Raw genomic sequence first — 16,376 nt, forward strand, 5'->3', positions numbered from 1 at the left:
GCGTCGATCCGTGCCGCCGGGCGCGGATCCGGAGGGTGCGGGATGTCGGGACGGACCGGGTGGGCGGCGCGCTGCACGCTGCGCCTCGGTCTGCTGCTCGGCGGCGTGGCAGTCGTCTGGGGCGCCCACGAGGTCGCCTTCGGTTCGGCCGCCCAGGCCGCCGACCGGGAGCCGTCCGGTGCGCTCACCGCCACCCTCGGGGTGCTCACCCACACGCTCGGGACGGTGCTCGACCTGCCCACGTCCGGAACCGACGACGTCGGCGCGGCCCCCTCCGGGTCCGGCGACGACGCTGCCGAGGCGCCGGCGTCCGCCCCGCCCGCTCCCGACGCCGCCGCGCCCGCGCCGGGTGCGACAGCACCCGGCACAGCGTCGCCCACGCCCGGCGCGGGCCGGCCGGAGGCGGTGCCGGCACAGCCGGGGCGTCCTGCCGCGCCGGTCACCGGCCGGGTGGTCGAACCGCCCGTGCCCGGCCCGGCCGCTCCCGGCGCCCCGGTCGCCCCGGTCGCCCCGGTCGCCCCGGCCGACCCGGTCGCAACGCCGGCACCGGCTCCCGAGCGTGCGCACGACACGCCGCCCCGCCTGGGCGGGCCGGTCCTCGCCGCCCCGGCGGGGCGCGCCCTCACCGCCGTCGGCACGCGGTGGGCCGATCCGGCAGGCGACCGGGCGGCGGCGGCCGGTCCGGCCGCGCACGTCACGACCACGCCCCCCTGCCGCCGCCGCTCGACGCCGTCACCCACGGCGGCGGCGGGGTGCACAGCGAGGCCGCCGACGCGGACGCGGACCGCTGGCGGCTGCCGGCGCTGACCCACGGATACGCGCGACCGGCGGCCGAGCCGCTGCCGCCGTCGCGCACGTCGCGCCCCGGCACCAGACCTGCCTGAGCGGACTCCACAGGCACCTCCGATCCGGAGCACGGGCGTGTCCCGCCCGACTGCCGCATGCCGCGGCGGCGCCGCCGACTGTCGTCCGGCGCCCGTAACCGACCCGATCACGCCTGCGAAGACAGGAGTTCGTCCATGAGCACAGCCCTGTCCGTCGTCCGCGCCCGCTGGTGCGACATCGGCCGGATCGCCGATCTCGTCGCCGAGTCCCTCGCACCCACCGCGCCGGCCACCTGGCTCGTCCCCGACCCGTCCCGCCGCCTGCCGGTACTCGCCGCTGTGGCGCGGATCTGGACCGAGCACGCGTTGCTGTTCGGCGACGCGTTCCTGCTGCCCGACGGCAGCGCCGCCACCGTGTGGTTCCACCGCTACCGCCCGATCCCGTCCCCCCACCGGTACGCCGACCGGCTCGCGAGCGCCGCCGGGCCGGACGAGGACCGGTTCCGCCGCTTCGGCGAGAAAATGGCGGCACGCCGCCCCGCCGAGCCGCACAACCATCTGGCGCTGCTGGCCGCCCCCCGGGGCGGCGCGACGCAGGCGCTGTCCGCGTCGCAGCGCCGGATGGACACGTTGAACCTGCCCTCGTACGCGCATCCGTGCGCTGCCGGGCAGGAGGAGCTGCTGCGGCGGCTCGGCTACGCCGAGCGGGAGACGTTCGCCGCCCCGGACGGCACGCCGGTGCGGTCGTTGTGGCGGCCGGCGCCGTCGCCCGCGGGCGGCAACGACAGGTGGCGGACCCGCCGGGCCGTCGGCCGGGAACGCGACGACCGGGCCGTCGGCCGGGCGGCACGCTGACCGGCTGAGCCCGGGCCGGGGCGGCAGTCGTACGCCCCGGCCCGGACCGGCGCCACACCCGTCCGGGCTCTTCGGCCGGTGTCGTCGGCGCAGCTCGGTTAGCCTGCGAGCCGGGCACGACTCAGCCGAGCAGTCGGAGGTAAGGCGTGCGGAACAGCGGATCCACAGCGGAGCCGGGCGGCGCTGCCCAGATGCGCCCCAGGCGCAGCCGGCGGCGTCTGCCGGTCGTCCTCGCGGTCTGCACGCTGCTGGCCGGCTGCGGGCTGGTGGCCGGCGGCTACTACTTCGACAGCGTGCCGACGCCCAGCGACCTGAAGCTGCCCGAGTCCACCACCGTCTACTACGCCGACGGGCGCACGCCGATGGCGAAGCTGGGCGCGCAGAACCGCACCATCGTGCCGTACGACCAGATGAACGACTCGGCGAAGCAGGCGATCGTGGCGGCCGAGGACCGTACGTTCTGGACGAACCAGGGCATCGACTTCAGGGGCGTGCTACGGGCGGCCTGGGCCAACGTGAGCGGCCGGCAGCGGCAGGGCGCGTCCACCCTCACCCAGCAGTACGCGCGCATCGCCGCAGACCTGCGCGGGGTCACCTACTCCCGCAAGCTGCGCGAGGCGGTGATCGCGTGGAAGCTCGACGACGCGTACTCCAAGGAGGAGATCCTCGGTTTCTACCTGAACACCGTGCCGTTCGGCCGTGGCGCGTACGGCATCGAGGCGGCCGCGCAGACGTACTTCGGCAAGACGGTGCGCCGGGACGCGCCCGCCGCGCGGCAGCTCACGCCGGCCGAGGCGATGGTGCTCTGCGCGATGGTGAAGCAGCCGGAGGCGGACCCGGCCGACCCGGAGGGCTCGCCCGGCTACGACCCGCGCCGCAACGCGCTGGCCCGGCAGAACTCGATCGACAGGTGGAACTACATCCGCGACGGCATGGTCGAGCTCGGCTACCTGACGCCACAGCAGGCGGCGGGGCTCACGTACCCGGACACGGTCCGGCCGATCGACGAGGACGCGGGCCGGTCCGACCTGGACCGGCCGACCGGCCTGGTGGTCAACCACGTGCTCGCCGAGTTGCGCGAGACCGAGCCGTTCCGCGGCAAGCCCGACGAGGTGATCCGCGACGGTGGCTACCGGATCGTCACCACCATCGACAAGCGCGTGCAGGACGCGGCCGAGGCGGCGGCGGACATCCGCCGCGACACCGCGCCGCAGGCGGTACGCGACCAGCCGCGCAACTGGCAGGCCGCGCTGGTGGCGGTGGAGCCGGGGACCGGACGGGTGCTCGGCTACTACGGCGGTGACAGGGGCTCGGGCGCGGACTACGCCGGCTGGTACTACGACGAGAACGGCGAGACCCGCGGCTTCGGCCAGCACCCGCCGGGGTCGTCGTTCAAGGTGTACGACCTGGCCGCCGCCGTCCGGGACGGGATCTCGGTGAAGCAGCGGTTCGACTCGCCGGACACCAAGGAGTTCCCCGCCTCGGGGCGGACCAGGGGCAGCGCGGCCGGGCCGATCCGCAACGCCGAACGCGCGCCCTGTCAGCCGGACTGCGCGCTCTGGGAGGCCACCGTCGCCTCGCTGAACGTGACCTACTTCGAGCTGACCGAGAAGCTGGGCACCGACAAGGTGATCGAGATGGCCCGGCAGGCCGGCGTGGAGTCGATGTGGGAGACGGTCCGGGGCAATCCCCGGCCGCAGCGTGTCGACCTGCGCAGCGACCCGGCCGACGAGGTGGCGAAGCGGTTCTCCACGGAGGTCGGCATCGGGCAGTACGGCATCACCGTGCAGGACCACGCGAACGGGATGGCGACGTTCGCGGGCGGCGGCAAGCGTGCCGACGCGCACTTCGTCCGGTCGGTCAGCAAGGACGACGAGCAGGTGTGGACCGAGCAGCTGCGCACCACCGACCTGGGCCTGGACCGCGAGGCGATCGACCAGCTCGACTGGACGCTGCGCCGCGTGCGGGCCGCCGAGCTGGGCAACGGCTGGGACTCCGCCGGCAAGACCGGCACCTGGCAGGCCGGGCAGAGCACCACGCAGAACGTGCACACCTGGATGGTCGGCTGGACCGGCGCGCTCGCCTCGGCCGTCTGGCTGGGCACCACCGACGGCAAGCCGCTGCGGACCAGGGGCGGCAGCTACGAGGTGTACGGCTCGACCGGTGCCGCGCCGATCTGGCGGCAGTTCATGACCCGGGCCACCGCGGCGATGAAGCTCGACCCGGACGAGTACCGCTTCGGTCAGCCGGCGTTCCCCGGCGAGAACCCGGAGCCGACTCGGTCGGCGCCACCGCCGCCGACCACCGCCGCGCCGACGCCGTCGGAGTCGCCGAGCCCGAGTCCTTCGTCGTCGTCCCGGAGCCCGGACCCGACCCGTCGGCCGACGTCGCGGCCGACGCTGACGCCGTCGCTGCCACCGCTGCCCACCGTGTCGCCGACGCGGACCCGCGGCCCGCGCTGACCCGGCCGCCTCACGTTGATCTGCGCCGCCGGCCCACAGCGGCGCCGTCCGCCGCGTGCACGGCAGCCCGTGTCACCACCGGCAACGGTCGCCCTGACCAGGGCCTATCGAAGGTCACGGTTGCCGGGGTGGGTGCCCGCGCCGGCCGGGCGCCCGGCCCGGGACACGGCGCCACGGTCGCGGTGGATCCGGGCGGCCACCTCGTGCATCGCGCGGCTGAACAGCTCCGCCTGGTCGCCCACGCCGCCGAGCCGGGCGGCGAGCGCGTCGGCGTCGGCCCGCGCCGACGCGCTGACCTGGGCGTCCAGCTCGGACAGCGCGGCGTTGGCGGCGGTGACGAGGTGTCCGCAGAGGACGTCGAAGGGCACGCCCGCCAGCTCCGGGTCGATCACCACGGAGTCCAGCCGGCCACCCTGGACGGCGACCGCGCGGACCCGCCCGCCGGCGGCCGTGCCCTCGGCCCGGAGCAGGTCGCCCGGCTCGCCGTCGGTGTGCGCCGAGGCCCGGGAGCGCATCGCGGCGAGCGCCTGCTGCGTGCGGGTCAGCAGCTCGTCGAGGCTCGCGGCCGCCGAGAACGGGTCGTTGGTCATTTCCGCGCTTTCTTCACGTCTTAGCCGAGCATCGTGACCCTAGCAACCGGCTCCGACGAATCGCGGTCACCGGCCGCCGAGGGCCGCGTCCCGGCGCCGCGAGCAGGGCGGACACCGGGCGGCGCGGCGTGTCGCGGACGGCCGGACGCCCGGCCGGGGCGAACCGGCCGGGCGTCCGAGGGCCGCTCAGCGCAGGCGCAGCCGCTGACCGGGGAAGATCAGGCCCGGGTCGTCGCCGACGACCGCGCGATTGCGTTCGTGCAGGGCACGCCAGCCGCCGTCGACGCGCTGCGCGACGGCGATCTCCGACAGCGTGTCCCCGCGCCGGACCACGTACGTCCCGGCGGCGGACGACGGCTGCGGCAACACCCTCGTCGCGGCCCGTTGCGGCGTGGCCTTGCGCGCGGCGGCCCGCTTCGGGGCCGCCTTCTTCGGTGCCGCCTTCGTGGTGGCCCGCTCGGACCGAGTCGCCGCGGCGCTCGCCGAGCCACCCTTCCTGCCGCAGACGGGCCACGCGCCGATGCCCTGCCCGCGCAGCACCTTCTCCGCGACGGCGATCTGCTCGGACCGGCTGGCCAGGTCGGCGCGGGCGGCGTACTTCCTGCCGCCGTAGCCGTTCCAGGTGGCGCGGGAGAACTGGAGCCCGCCGTAGTAGCCGTTACCGGTGTTGATCTTCCAGTTGCCGCCGGACTCGCAGCGCGCGACCGCGTCCCAGTTGACGCCGGCGCTGGCCGGAGCGGCCGGGCCGAACACTGTCGCGGCGCCGACGGCGACGCCGGCCAGAGCCGCGCCGAGCGCGGTACGGCGGCTTCGGGCTGAGTATTCAGTTGCCATGTGGATTCCTCCACGCCGACGAGGTGAGCTGTCGGGTTCGGGCCGAGGAGCCCGGCCGCCGGTGGCGGCTTCACCCCGAGGTGCCGATGCACCGTGGAACGTGTGGTTCCCCCGCTCCCGCGCGAGGTTCGGTTACCGGGGCCGGCGGCGGGATTTGGCGTTTCCAGCCCCGGTGTCCGCTTGTGCGAACGCAACTGACGCTAGGAGCGATTTGCGACGATCATCCGCTTCTTGTGACGCTCTTCACCCGGCCGGGCGACCGGGGGCGGCGCTACGGTGACAGGGCCAGGCAAGATCACGGGAGGGCGGACGGATGACCGATCACGGACACGAGCTGACCTTCGGCGGCTTCCTGACGCCCGCCGCCGGGCAGCCCGACCAGGTGGTGGCGCTGGCCCGGCTCTGCGAGCAGGTCGGGCTGGACCTGGTCACGTTCCAGGACCATCCGTACCAGCCGGGCTTCCTGGACACCTGGACGCTGATGTCCTACGTGGCCGCCGCCACCGAACGCGTCCGCCTGGCCGGAAACGTCCTCAACCTGCCGCTGCGCCAGCCGGTGGTGCTGGCCCGCAGCGTCGCCAGCCTGGACCTGCTCACCGGCGGCCGGGTCGAGCTGGGACTCGGCGCGGGCGCGTTCTGGGACGCGATCGAGGCTGCGGGCGGGCGGCGCCTGTCCCCCGGCGCCGCCGTCGAGGCCCTCGACGAGGCGATCCAGGTGATCCGCGAGGTCTGGGACACCGACCGCCGCGGCATGATCCGCGTCGACGGCGAGCACTACCGGATGGTCGGCGCCAAGCGCGGTCCGGCCCCGGCGCACCCGGTGGGCATCTGGGTCGGCGCATACAAGCCGCGCATGCTGCGCCTGGTGGGCCGCGCCGCGGACGGCTGGCTGCCGTCCCTGTCGTACCTGCCCGAGGGCCCCGACGACCTGCCCGCCCTGAACGCGCTCGTCGACGAGGGCGCGGCGGCCGCCGGGCGCGACCCGGCCGCGATCCGCCGCATGCTCAACGTGACCGGCACGTTCGCCCGCTCGTCGGCCGGCTTCCTGGCCGGACCGCCGGAGCAGTGGGTGGAGGAACTGGCCGGACTGACGCTGGAGCACGGCATCACCACGTTCATCCTCGGCAGCGACGAGCCGCGCGCGATCCAGATCTTCGGTCAGGAGGTCGCGCCGGCGGTGCGGGAGCTGGTCGCCGCCGAGCGCGCCACGCCCGCCGCGGCCGCCCGCGCGGCCACCCGCGAGCCGGCCACCGCCGGCGGCCCGAGCACGCTCGGCGTCACCCCCACCCCCGACCCGGGGGTACGCCTGAGCGCGCGCCGCGCGTGGGACGAGTCCACCCGCCCGAGCGCTCCGCCGCCACCGGCCGGACACGCCTATCCGGCCCGGGGACAGGCCGCCGGGCAGCACCTGGTGGACGTGCACGACCACCTGCGCCAGGAGCTGGCCCAGGTGCGCGACCTGCTGGAACAGGTCAAGCGGGGCTCGGTCTCGCCGGGCCGGGCGCGGGCCGCGCTCAACGAGATGACCATGCGGCAGAACAACTGGACGCTCGGGGCGTACTGCGCGGCCTACTGCACGATGGTCACCCAGCACCACGGGCTGGAGGACGCCTCGATCTTCCCGCACCTGCGCCGCTCCGAGGCCGGGCTTGCCGCCGTGCTGGACCGCCTCGAGGAGGAGCACGTGGTGATCCACGGGGTGGTGGAGAACGTCGACCGGGCGCTCGTGGAGCTGGTCCGGCGGCCCGGCGACTTCACGCAGCTCCAGGAGGCGGTGGACCTGCTCACCGACACGCTGCTGTCGCACCTGTCGTACGAGGAGCACCAGATCGTCGAGCCGCTGGCCCGGCACGGTTTCTTCCCCGGCCAGCTGTGAGGTAGCTGACTTCTGATTCCCTAAGTCAGGGGGTACCGTCGACGGCATGACGGACCTCCTCTCGCAGCGTGACTCCTGGTCCACCGCCAACTGCTCGATCGCCCGGGCCCTGGAGGTGGTCGGCAACCGCACCACGCTGCTCCTGCTGCGGGAGGCGTCGTTCGGCACCCGCCGCTTCGACGACTTCGCCCGGCGGGCCGGCGTCAGCGAGCCCGTGGCTGCCGCACGCCTCAAGCAGCTCGTCGCCGACGGGCTGCTCGACCGGCGTCCCTACCGCGAGCCCGGCCGGCGCACCCGCGACGAGTACGTGCTCACGGCCAAGGGCAGCGACCTGATCCCGGTGCTCGTCGCGCTGCGGCAGTGGGGCGACACGTACGCCGCCGACGCGGCCGGCCCGGCCGTCCGGGTGGCCCACGACGGGTGCGGGTCGGCGGTGCACGCCCGGCTGCGCTGCGACGGCGGGCACGACGTACCGCCCGGCGAACTGGCCGTCCTGCCCGGACCGGGCCTGCTGTCCGCCTGACCTCCCTTCCCACCACCTCTCGGAGCGAGACATGAAGATCGCTGGAAGCACCGCCCTCGTCACCGGCGCCAACCGCGGCTTCGGCCGGCACCTGGCCGCCGAACTCGTCGCCCGCGGCGCCACCGTCTGGGCCGGCGCCCGCAACCCGGACACCGTGGACCTGCCCGGCGTCACAGCGGTACGCCTGGACATCACCGACCCCGCGTCGGTGGCCGCTGCGGCGGAGCGGGCCGGTGACGTGACGCTGCTGGTCAACAACGCCGGCGTGAGCACCGGCACCGGCCTGCTCGACGGCGACCTCGCACAGATCCGGCTGGAGCTGGAGACGCACTATCTCGGCACGTTGTCGGTGGTACGGGCGTTCGCGCCCCGGATCGCTGCGAACGGCGGCGGCACGATCCTGAACGTGCTGTCCGCGCTGTCCTGGTTCACGTTCCCCGGCGTCGGCGCGTACGGCGCGGCGAAGGCCGCCGAGTGGTCGATGACCAACGCCCTGCGCGTGGAGCTGGCCGGCCAGGGCGTCCGCGTCGCGGGCCTGCACGTGGGCTACATGGACACCGAGATGGCTGCCGCCGTGCCCGGCCCGAAGGCCGACCCGGCCGAGGTCGCCCGGCTCGCGGCCGACGGCATCGAGTCCGACAGCTACGAGATCCTGGCCGACGACGTCGCCCGCCGGGTCCAGGCCGGCCTGTCCGGCGGAGTGGCCGCGCTCTACCCCGCGCTCCCCTGAGCGGACCCGTCTCGCCGAGGTGGCGACGTCACCCCGGCGAGACGGTGCCCGTCAAGCGGCCGTCACGACAACCGCCCCGGACATCCGATCAGCGACCCCGGCACAACCCTGCACCGCCCGGCGCTCGCCGCACCCAGCCCTCACCAGATCCACCCCGGCCCATCCACGCGCTGCCCCGGCCGACGCGGGCGTCCGCAGAACCACCCCCGCCGGGGCACTCACTCGCCGAGAGCGCCACGTCCCTCCATCTGGGACCGGCATTCCCCACTCTGGGACACGAGCGGCTTGATCCACACCAGCTCGCCGAGGTGGCGGTATCGGAGGCATTCCGATACCGCCACCTCGGCGTCATGGAGTCGATCAAGCCGGTCGGGCCGGGTCGAGTCGGGCGAGCCGAGCCGGGTCGGGCTACAGGCCGCGGGCCAGGCGGTCGGCGAGGATCCGGGTGAACCGGGCCGGGTCGGCCAGCTCGCCGCCCTCGGCCAGCAACGCCATGCCGTACAGCAGCTCGGCGGTCTCGGTCAGCGCGGCGGTGTCGCCGCCCTCCCCGTGCGCCTTGCGCAGGCCGGTGACCAGCGGGTGGGCCGGGTTCAGCTCCAGGATCCGCTTGACCCGGGGCACCTCCTGGCCCATCGCCCGGTACATCTTCTCCAGCGTCGGCGTCATGTCGTGCGCGTCACCGACCACGCAGGCCGGTGAGGTGGTCAGCCGGGTGGACAGGCGCACCTCCTTGACGCTGTCGGCGAGCGCGCCGCCGAGGAAGGTGAGCAGGTCGGCGTACTCCTGACGCTCCGCCTCGGCCTTCTCCTTCTCCTCCTCGGTCTCCAGGTCCACCTGGCCCTTGGCGACCGAGCGCAGCGTCTTGCCGTCGTACGCGCCGACGCGCTCGACCCACACCTCGTCCACCGGGTCGGTGAGGATCAGCACCTCGTAGCCCTTGGCGCGGAACGCCTCCAGGTGCGGCGAGTTCTCGATGGTGGCCCGGTTCTCGCCGGTGGCGTAGTAGATCTCGGTCTGGCCGTCGCGCATCCGCTCCACGTACGCGCGCAGCGTGGTGGGCTCGGCCGGGTCGTGGGTGCTGGCGGCACGGACCAGTTCCAGCAGCGTCTCGGTGTTGTCCGGGTCCTCCAGCAGACCCTCCTTGACCACCGCGCCGAACTCGGTCCAGAACGTGCGGTACGACTCGGCGGACATGTCCTTGAGCGTGGCGAGCACCTTCTTGACCAGCCGGCGGCGCACCGCGCGGATCTGCCGGTCCTGCTGGAGGATCTCCCGGGAGATGTTCAGCGACAGGTCGTGCGCGTCCACCACGCCCTTGACGAAGCGCAGGTAGTTGGGCATCAGCGCGTCGCAGTCGTCCATGATGAACACGCGCTTGACGTAGAGCTGCACGCCGCGGCGGCCCTGCGGGGAGAACAGGTCGAGCGGGGCGTGCGACGGCAGGAACAGCAGCGCCTCGTACTCGAAGGTGCCCTCGCCGCGCATGTGGATCGTCTCGAGCGGGTCGGCCCAGTCGTGTGCGACGTGCCGGTAGAACTCCTTGTACTCGGCCTCGTCGACCTCGTCCCGCGAGCGCGCCCAGAGCGCCTTCATCGAGTTGAGCGTCTGCTCCTCGCGGGTGGTGGCGCCGTCCTCGCCGGGCTTGTCGACTGTCATCCGGATCGGCCATGAGATGAAGTCGGAGTAGCGCTTGACGATCTCGCGGATCGTCCACTCGGCGGTGTAGTCGTGCAGGTTGTCCTCAGTGTCGACCGGCTTGAGGTGCAGCGTGACCGAGGTGCCCTGGGGCGCGTCCCCGACCTCCTCGATCGAGTACGTGCCCTCGCCCGCGGACTCCCAGCGGGTGCCGCCGGACTGCCCGGCGCGGCGGGTCAGCAGCGTGACCTTGTCGGCCACCATGAAGGTCGCGTAGAAGCCGACGCCGAACTGGCCGATCAGCTCCTGGGACGCGGCGGCGTCGGCGGACTCGCGCAGCTTGCGCAGCAGTTCGGCGGTGCCGGACTTGGCGATGGTGCCGATCAGGCCGACCACCTCGTCGCGGGTCATGCCGATGCCGTTGTCCCGCACGGTGAGCGTACGGGCGTCCTTGTCGACCTCGATCCCGATGTGCAGGTCGGAGGTGTCGGCCGGCAGATCCTTGTCGACGAGCGACTCCAGCCGCAGCTTGTCCAGCGCATCGGACGCGTTCGAGATCAGTTCGCGCAGGAAGACGTCCTTGTTCGAGTAGATCGAGTGCACCATCAGCTGCAGCAGCTGACGGGCCTCGGCCTGGAACTCCAACGTCTCGACCCGGTCGCTCACACCGACTCCCTTCCCTCTGGCGGTCCTCCGGCGGAAAGGATACGAGGGGTGACCACTGCGGCACGCACCGGCCGCCCCCGAAATCCACTGGTACAACCAGTTGACGGGTTGATGTGTTCGGGGCCACACTGCAGCGCATGACCTTCGATCCCGCGCCTCGCGTCTCGGTCTCCGACCACGTCTTCGGCCGACTCCGCGACGCGATCGTGTCCGGTCGCTACGCGCCGGGCGAGACGTTGCCCGGCGAGCGGGAACTGGCCGGGGCGTTCGCCGTCAACCGGCACGCGGTCCGGGAGGCGCTGCGCCGTCTGCAACAGCTCGGCCTGGTCCGGGTCAGCCAGGGCGGCGCGACCCGGGTGCTGGACTGGCGGGTGCACGCCGGGCTGGACCTGGCGCTGTCCCTGGCGCGTTCCGCCGACGTGCTCCCGGTCGAGACGCTGGTGCGCGACATGCTGGAGATGCGGGCCTGCGTCGGGATCGACGCGGCCCGGCTCTGCGCCGAGCGCGCGGACCCGGCGGTCGTCGCCGCCCTGGTCCGGGCCGCCGAGGAGTACGGCGACCTGGCCCCCGACCTGGACCGGATGAGCGAGGTCAACATCGCCATCTGGCGGCTGGTCGTACGCGGCAGCGGCAACACGGCCTACCAGCTCGCGTTCAACAGCCTGGTGGCCGGCACGTTCGCGGTCGGCGACGTCCCCCCGGACGCCCGCGCGGCCGAACTGCTCGACGTGGCCGGTCACCGCCGTCTCGCCGCGTCGGTCGCCTCCGGTCAGGGCGAGGCGGCAGCCCGGCACGCCCGGGCGCTGCTGACCGCGCCGGTCACCACCCCCACCACCCCCACCACCGGAAGGGAAGCGCGCGCATGATCCCCGCCGTGCTGTACGCCGTCCCGGCGTTCCTGCTCCTGATCGTCGTCGAGGCGGTCTCCTACCGCTTCCTGCCCGACGACGACGAACGCGGCTACGAGCTGCGCGACACCACCACCAGCCTGTCGATGGGGATGGGCAGCCAGATCATCGGCTTCCCGTGGAAGCTGCTCACCGTCGGTGTGTTCGCGGCGCTGTGGACCGTCGCGCCGGTGCACCTGTCCCCCGGCGACTGGTGGACCTGGGTGATCCTGTTCTTCGCCGACGACCTGGCCTACTACTGGTTCCACCGCTCGCACCACGAGGTACGCGTGCTCTGGGCCAGCCACGTCGTGCACCACAGCAGCGTCTACTACAACTTCTCGACCGCCCTGCGGCAGAGCTGGACGCCGATGACCTCGCTGCCGTTCTGGCTGGTGCTGGCGCTGCTCGGCATCCCGCCGTGGATGATCTTCCTCCAGCAGTCGGTCAGCCTGCTCTACCAGTTCTTCCTGCACACCGAGCGGATCAAGGTGCTGCCCCGGCCGATCGAGTGGATCTTCAACACGCCGTCGCACCACCGGGTGCACCACGGCTCGAACACCGAGTACCTGGACCGCAACTACGGCGGCATCCTGATCATCTGGGACCGGCTGTTCGGCACGTTCGAGCCGGAGGGGGCCACCGTCCGCTACGGCCTCACGAAGAACATCGGCACCTACAACCCGCTGCGGGTGGCCACCCACGAGTTCGCCGCGATCTGGTCCGACGTACGCCGGGCCGACTGCTGGCGGCACCGGCTGGGCTACCTGTTCGGCCGTCCCGGCTGGCAGCCGGCCCGATGAGGCGGCTGCTGCCCCTGTTCGGGCTGGTCGCAGCCGTCGAACTCGCCGGGGTCGCGCTCGACTCGACGATGCTCCAGTGGCTGGCCAAGCCGCTGCTCGCGCCGGTGCTCCTGGCGTACCTCTGGGCGCACCGGCGCCGCGTCGACGCGGTGGCGGCCGGCCTGGTCGCCGCCACCGCGGGCGACGTCGCCCTGCTCCTGCCGGGAGACACCGCGTTCCTGGCCGGCATGGGCTTCTTCCTGGTCACCCAGCTCGCGTTTCTCACCGCATTCGCGCGGCACCGGCGCGCGCCGGTCGTGGCGTGGGCGGGCTACCTGCTCGCCTGGGCCGGCGCGAACGCGCTGCTCTGGGGCATGCTCGGGCCGCTGCGGCTGCCGGTGCTCGGCTACAGCCTGGCGCTGTGCCTGATGGCCGCCGCCGCGACCGGGGTGTCGGCGCGGGTCGCCGCGGGCGGGGCGTTCTTCCTCGTCTCCGACCTGCTCATCGGCGTGAGGGCGGCCGGGGTGGAGCTGCCCGGGCGGGGCCTGCTGGTGATGACCACCTACTGCGCCGCGCTGCTGCTGATCACCACCGGCTGGGTGGCCGCGACGCGCCCGGCGCCCGGCCCGCAGCCGCCGACGGCGGGTACCCTGCTCGCGTGGCCAGGGAGAACGGGCGCAAGCTGATCGCCTCGAACAAGAAGGCGCGGCACGACTACGACATCCTCAAGACGTACGAGGCGGGCATCGTGCTGGCCGGCACCGAGGTGAAGTCGCTGCGCGAGGGACGGGTGTCACTGGTCGACGCGTTCGCCCAGGAGCGCGACGGCGAGATCATGCTGTACGGCCTGCACATCGCCGAGTACGGCTTCGGCACCTGGACCAACCACGCGCCCCGGCGCACCCGCAAGCTGCTGCTGCACCGGGTGGAGATCGCCCGGATCCTGGAGAAGCTGCGCGACGGCGGCATCACGCTGGTGCCGCTGTCGATGTACTTCGCCGACGGCTGGGCCAAGGTGGAGCTGGGCCTGGCCCGGGGCCGCCGGTCGTACGACAAGCGCCAGGCGCTCGCCGAGCGGGACGCGAAGAAGGAGATCGCCCGGGAGATGGGCCGCCGCCTCAAGGGCCGGACGGCGGCGCGGCGGGGCTGAGCGCACCGCGTTTCTGTCCCAGGCCGGTGGCACGCTGGCGCCCATGACCGACCTGACCTGGAACCCGCTGCTCCGCGAGCAGCTCACCTGGCACTGGACCCACCAGTTGCGCGACCGCCTCGCCGGGCTCACCGACGCGGAGTACCTGTGGGAGCCGGTCCCCGGCTGCTGGAACCTGCGCCCGCGCGCCGGCGGCGGCACGCCGGCGATCGACTTCGCGATGCCGCAGCCGGAACCGCCGCCGTTCACCACCATCGCCTGGCGGCTCGCCCACGTCATCGTCGGCGTGCTGGCCGTGCGCAACGCGTCGCACTTCGGCCGCGCGCCCACCGACTACGCCTCGTTCCCCTACTCCCCGACCGCGGCCGGCGCGCTGGCCCAGCTCGACGAGGAGTACGCCGCCTGGACGGCCGGGGTCGAGGCGCTCGGCGAGGACGGCCTGGCCCGCCCCTGCGGCCCGGCCGAGGGGCCGTTCGCCGACGTCCCGATGGTCACGCTCGTGCTGCACATCAACCGGGAGGTGATCCACCACCTGGCCGAGGTCTGCCTGCTGCGCGACCTGTACCGCCACACGCCGGAGGCAACGCGATAAATACAAGAATACTTGTACATCATTCCTTGTCGGTCTAGCCTGGCGGCATGACGGACGGAACCGGCAACCGGCGCGTGAGCGACCCGCGAGCCATGCGGGCACTGGCCCACCCCACCCGGCTGCGGCTGCTCGGCGAGCTGCGCCTGCGCGGCCCGCAGACGGTCGGCATGCTGAGCGAGCGGACCGGTGAGGCGGTCGGCTCGGTCAGCTACCACGTGGGCAAGCTCGCCGAGCACGGCTTCGTGACCGCGGCTCCCGAGCTGGCCCGGGACCGGCGCGAGCGGTGGTGGCGGGCGGCGCACGCCACCACCGACTGGGATCCGCTCGAACTGCTCGACGACCCGGAGCGCCGGCTCGCCGGCAACCTGCTGCGCCAAGCCGCCATGCAGCGCTACGTGGACCGCTACCAGGCATATCTGGACGCCGAGGCGAGCCTCGACCCCGCGTGGGTCCGCGGCACCACCAGCAGCGACATCGTGCTGCGCCTGACGCCGGCAGAACTGGTCGAGCTGCGCGACGAGCTGTCCGCGCTCGGCCGGCGCTGGCAGGAACGCGGCACACCCGGCCGGCCCGGCGCCGAGATGGTCACGCTGATCTGGCAGGCGTACCGGGGGCCGCAGTGAACCGCGACCGCCGGCCCCTGGCCGGGCTGCTGATCGGGCACGCCGTCTCGCTGACCGGCAACGTACTCACGCTCATCGCACTGCCGCTCTACGTGCTGGCCGAGACCGGCTCACCGGCGGCCACCGGACTGGCCGGGGCGTTCGCCACCGCGCCCGTGGTGCTCGGCGGCGCGTTCGGCGGCGTGCTCGTCGACCGGATCGGCTACCGGCGGTCCAGCGTGCTCGCCGACGCGATCTCCGGCGTGACGATCGCCGCCGTACCGCTGTTGCACGCCACCGTCGGCCTGCCGTTCCCGGCGCTGCTGGCCCTGGTCTTCGTCAGCGGGCTGCTCGACACGCCGGGGCAGACCGCGCGCACGGCGTTGCTGCCGGAGGCGGCGGAGGCGGCCGGGGTTCCGATCGAGCGGGCCGTCGGCTGGGCGGAGGCAACCTCGCGCGGGGCCCGGATGATCGGCGCGCCGGTGGCCGGCCTGCTGGTCGGCGTGTTCGGCGCGCTGCCGGTGCTCGCGGTGGACGCGGTGACGTTCGCGGTGTCGGCGCTCGCGGTGACGCTGCTGGTGCCGCGCGGCCTGAACCCGTCCGGCGACGAGAGCGAGCCGGAGGCCGGGGGCTACTGGCGGCAGTTCGCGGCCGGGCTGCGCTTCCTGGTCCGCGAGCCGCTGCTGCGCGCCATGGTCCTGCTGGTGCTGGTGACCAACCTGTTCGACGCGGCCAAGAGCCAGGTGCTGCTGCCGGTGGTCGCCGAACGGGAGCTCGGCGGTCCGGCGGCGTTCGGCCTGCTGGTCGGCGTCATGGGCGGTGGAGCGCTGGTCGGCTCGCTGGTGTTCAGCGCGATCGGGCACCGGCTGCCCCGTCGGGCCACGTTCGTCACCGCGTACGTGCTGTGCGGCGCGCCGCCACTGTGGGCGCTCGCCGCCGCGCCGCCGCTGCCGGTGGTGGTCGCCGTGGTGGCGCTGGCCGGGCTGGCCGCCGGCTCGCTCAACCCGCTGATGGGCGCCGTCGAGCTGGAGCGGGTGCCGCCGGCCATGCGGGCCCGGGTGTACGGCGTGATCGGCGCGGGCGCGTGGGCGGCCATGCCGGCCGGCGCGGTCGGCGCCGGACTGGCCGCGGACCGGTTCGGCCCCACGTCCACGCTGGTCGTGATGGGCGCCTGCTACCTGCTGGTGGTGCTGACGCCACTGCTGGGTGGCCCGTGGCGGGACATGCGCCGGCCCCCTGTGGTGCGCCAGCGGGAGCCCGGGCCGACGTCGGAGCGCCAGCCGGAAACGCTCTCTTGACATCGACCGGCTTCGTTCATACCTTCATCGAAGTCTATTTGTATGGTTTGTTAACCGTCGGGCGGGGCCG

General features: G+C 73.7%; 16 protein-coding genes and 1 riboswitch. Of the genes, 13 read left to right on the top strand and 3 right to left on the bottom strand.

Annotated elements, in window-relative coordinates:
• The first annotated feature begins 42 nt into the window (after positions 1-42).
• The 3 genes from KSK32_RS28225 (at position 43) to KSK32_RS28235 (ending at position 4,141) form a co-directional block, all read left to right on the top strand.
• Positions 43-807 carry a hypothetical protein gene (locus tag KSK32_RS28225; protein ID WP_254187217.1) on the top strand — a complete coding sequence of 255 codons (765 nt, stop codon included), beginning with the start codon at positions 43-45 and terminating at the stop codon, positions 805-807.
• A gap of 212 nt (positions 808-1,019) precedes the next feature.
• Entirely contained in the window at positions 1,020-1,679 is a 660-nt protein-coding gene (locus KSK32_RS28230) for a hypothetical protein (RefSeq protein ID WP_216934199.1), read from the top strand.
• 146 nt (positions 1,680-1,825) lie between these two features.
• The gene (locus KSK32_RS28235) at positions 1,826-4,141 is read left to right on the top strand and encodes a transglycosylase domain-containing protein (RefSeq protein ID WP_216934201.1); all 2,316 of its coding nucleotides are present in this window, start codon (positions 1,826-1,828) and stop codon (positions 4,139-4,141) included.
• A 104-nt stretch (positions 4,142-4,245) separates the two neighbouring features.
• Here the strand turns inward: KSK32_RS28235 and KSK32_RS28240 are convergent, their stop codons facing one another.
• Complete coding sequence (locus KSK32_RS28240) at positions 4,246-4,731, bottom strand: YbaB/EbfC family nucleoid-associated protein (protein ID WP_216934203.1); 486 nt, start codon at positions 4,729-4,731, stop codon at positions 4,246-4,248.
• A 186-nt stretch (positions 4,732-4,917) separates the two neighbouring features.
• Positions 4,918-5,565, bottom strand: coding sequence for a transglycosylase family protein (locus tag KSK32_RS28245; protein WP_216934205.1), 648 nt, complete (start codon positions 5,563-5,565; stop codon positions 4,918-4,920).
• Positions 5,564-5,709, bottom strand: a riboswitch (cyclic di-AMP (ydaO/yuaA leader). Its footprint overlaps the gene before it by 2 nt.
• 169 nt (positions 5,710-5,878) lie before the next feature.
• On the opposite strand from KSK32_RS28245, the gene KSK32_RS28250 reads away from it, so the two are divergent.
• The 3 genes from KSK32_RS28250 to KSK32_RS28260 are packed head-to-tail and all read left to right on the top strand — an operon-like array spanning position 5,879 to position 8,694.
• Positions 5,879-7,441, top strand: a complete 1,563-nt coding sequence (locus tag KSK32_RS28250) for an LLM class flavin-dependent oxidoreductase (RefSeq protein WP_216934207.1) — start codon at positions 5,879-5,881, stop codon at positions 7,439-7,441.
• Between the two features lie 46 nt (positions 7,442-7,487).
• Positions 7,488-7,964, top strand: coding sequence for a helix-turn-helix domain-containing protein (locus KSK32_RS28255; protein ID WP_216934209.1), 477 nt, complete (start codon positions 7,488-7,490; stop codon positions 7,962-7,964).
• A gap of 31 nt (positions 7,965-7,995) precedes the next feature.
• Entirely contained in the window at positions 7,996-8,694 is a 699-nt protein-coding gene (locus KSK32_RS28260) for an SDR family oxidoreductase (RefSeq protein WP_216934211.1), read from the top strand.
• A gap of 408 nt (positions 8,695-9,102) precedes the next feature.
• Here the strand turns inward: KSK32_RS28260 and htpG are convergent, their stop codons facing one another.
• The gene (gene htpG, locus KSK32_RS28265) at positions 9,103-10,995 is read right to left on the bottom strand and encodes a molecular chaperone HtpG (RefSeq protein WP_216934212.1); all 1,893 of its coding nucleotides are present in this window, start codon (positions 10,993-10,995) and stop codon (positions 9,103-9,105) included.
• A gap of 137 nt (positions 10,996-11,132) precedes the next feature.
• On the opposite strand from htpG, the gene KSK32_RS28270 reads away from it, so the two are divergent.
• The 7 genes from KSK32_RS28270 to KSK32_RS28300 are packed head-to-tail and all read left to right on the top strand — an operon-like array spanning position 11,133 to position 16,306.
• Entirely contained in the window at positions 11,133-11,861 is a 729-nt protein-coding gene (locus KSK32_RS28270) for a FadR/GntR family transcriptional regulator (RefSeq protein WP_216934215.1), read from the top strand.
• On the top strand, positions 11,858-12,685 hold the full coding sequence (locus KSK32_RS28275) for a sterol desaturase family protein (RefSeq protein WP_216934217.1): 828 nt from the start codon (positions 11,858-11,860) through the stop codon (positions 12,683-12,685). Before KSK32_RS28270 ends, KSK32_RS28275 begins: the two co-directional genes overlap by 4 nt.
• Positions 12,682-13,350 (top strand): lysoplasmalogenase, encoded by a 669-nt coding sequence (locus KSK32_RS28280; protein ID WP_216934219.1) that lies wholly within the window; start codon positions 12,682-12,684, stop codon positions 13,348-13,350. Before KSK32_RS28275 ends, KSK32_RS28280 begins: the two co-directional genes overlap by 4 nt.
• Positions 13,323-13,814 (top strand): SsrA-binding protein SmpB, encoded by a 492-nt coding sequence (gene smpB / locus KSK32_RS28285; protein ID WP_018784184.1) that lies wholly within the window; start codon positions 13,323-13,325, stop codon positions 13,812-13,814. Before KSK32_RS28280 ends, smpB begins: the two co-directional genes overlap by 28 nt.
• 43 nt (positions 13,815-13,857) lie before the next feature.
• Positions 13,858-14,406, top strand: a complete 549-nt coding sequence (locus KSK32_RS28290) for a DinB family protein (protein WP_216934221.1) — start codon at positions 13,858-13,860, stop codon at positions 14,404-14,406.
• A 47-nt stretch (positions 14,407-14,453) separates the two neighbouring features.
• A complete protein-coding gene (locus KSK32_RS28295; RefSeq protein WP_216934223.1) occupies positions 14,454-15,029 on the top strand; it encodes a helix-turn-helix domain-containing protein in 576 nt (191 codons plus the stop codon).
• Positions 15,026-16,306 (top strand): MFS transporter, encoded by a 1,281-nt coding sequence (locus KSK32_RS28300; RefSeq protein WP_216934225.1) that lies wholly within the window; start codon positions 15,026-15,028, stop codon positions 16,304-16,306. The genes KSK32_RS28295 and KSK32_RS28300 overlap by 4 nt, the downstream gene beginning before the upstream one ends.
• The last annotated feature ends 70 nt before the right edge of the window (positions 16,307-16,376 follow it).

This window comes from Micromonospora sp. WMMB482, from assembly GCF_019038635.1.
GTDB lineage: Bacteria > Actinomycetota > Actinomycetes > Mycobacteriales > Micromonosporaceae > Micromonospora > Micromonospora marina.

Bases quoted from the DNA above. Each gene is read 5' to 3' on its own strand.
- KSK32_RS28225 (WP_254187217.1), top strand. From the start codon at position 43: ATGTCGGGACGGACCGGGTGGGCGGCGCGCTGCACGCTGCGCCTCGGT.
- KSK32_RS28230 (WP_216934199.1), top strand. From the start codon at position 1,020: ATGAGCACAGCCCTGTCCGTCGTCCGCGCCCGCTGGTGCGACATCGGC.
- KSK32_RS28240 (WP_216934203.1), bottom strand. From the start codon at position 4,731: ATGACCAACGACCCGTTCTCGGCGGCCGCGAGCCTCGACGAGCTGCTG.
- KSK32_RS28245 (WP_216934205.1), bottom strand. From the start codon at position 5,565: ATGGCAACTGAATACTCAGCCCGAAGCCGCCGTACCGCGCTCGGCGCG.
- KSK32_RS28250 (WP_216934207.1), top strand. From the start codon at position 5,879: ATGACCGATCACGGACACGAGCTGACCTTCGGCGGCTTCCTGACGCCC.
- KSK32_RS28255 (WP_216934209.1), top strand. From the start codon at position 7,488: ATGACGGACCTCCTCTCGCAGCGTGACTCCTGGTCCACCGCCAACTGC.
- KSK32_RS28260 (WP_216934211.1), top strand. From the start codon at position 7,996: ATGAAGATCGCTGGAAGCACCGCCCTCGTCACCGGCGCCAACCGCGGC.
- KSK32_RS28270 (WP_216934215.1), top strand. From the start codon at position 11,133: ATGACCTTCGATCCCGCGCCTCGCGTCTCGGTCTCCGACCACGTCTTC.
- KSK32_RS28275 (WP_216934217.1), top strand. From the start codon at position 11,858: ATGATCCCCGCCGTGCTGTACGCCGTCCCGGCGTTCCTGCTCCTGATC.
- KSK32_RS28280 (WP_216934219.1), top strand. From the start codon at position 12,682: ATGAGGCGGCTGCTGCCCCTGTTCGGGCTGGTCGCAGCCGTCGAACTC.
- KSK32_RS28290 (WP_216934221.1), top strand. From the start codon at position 13,858: ATGACCGACCTGACCTGGAACCCGCTGCTCCGCGAGCAGCTCACCTGG.
- KSK32_RS28295 (WP_216934223.1), top strand. From the start codon at position 14,454: ATGACGGACGGAACCGGCAACCGGCGCGTGAGCGACCCGCGAGCCATG.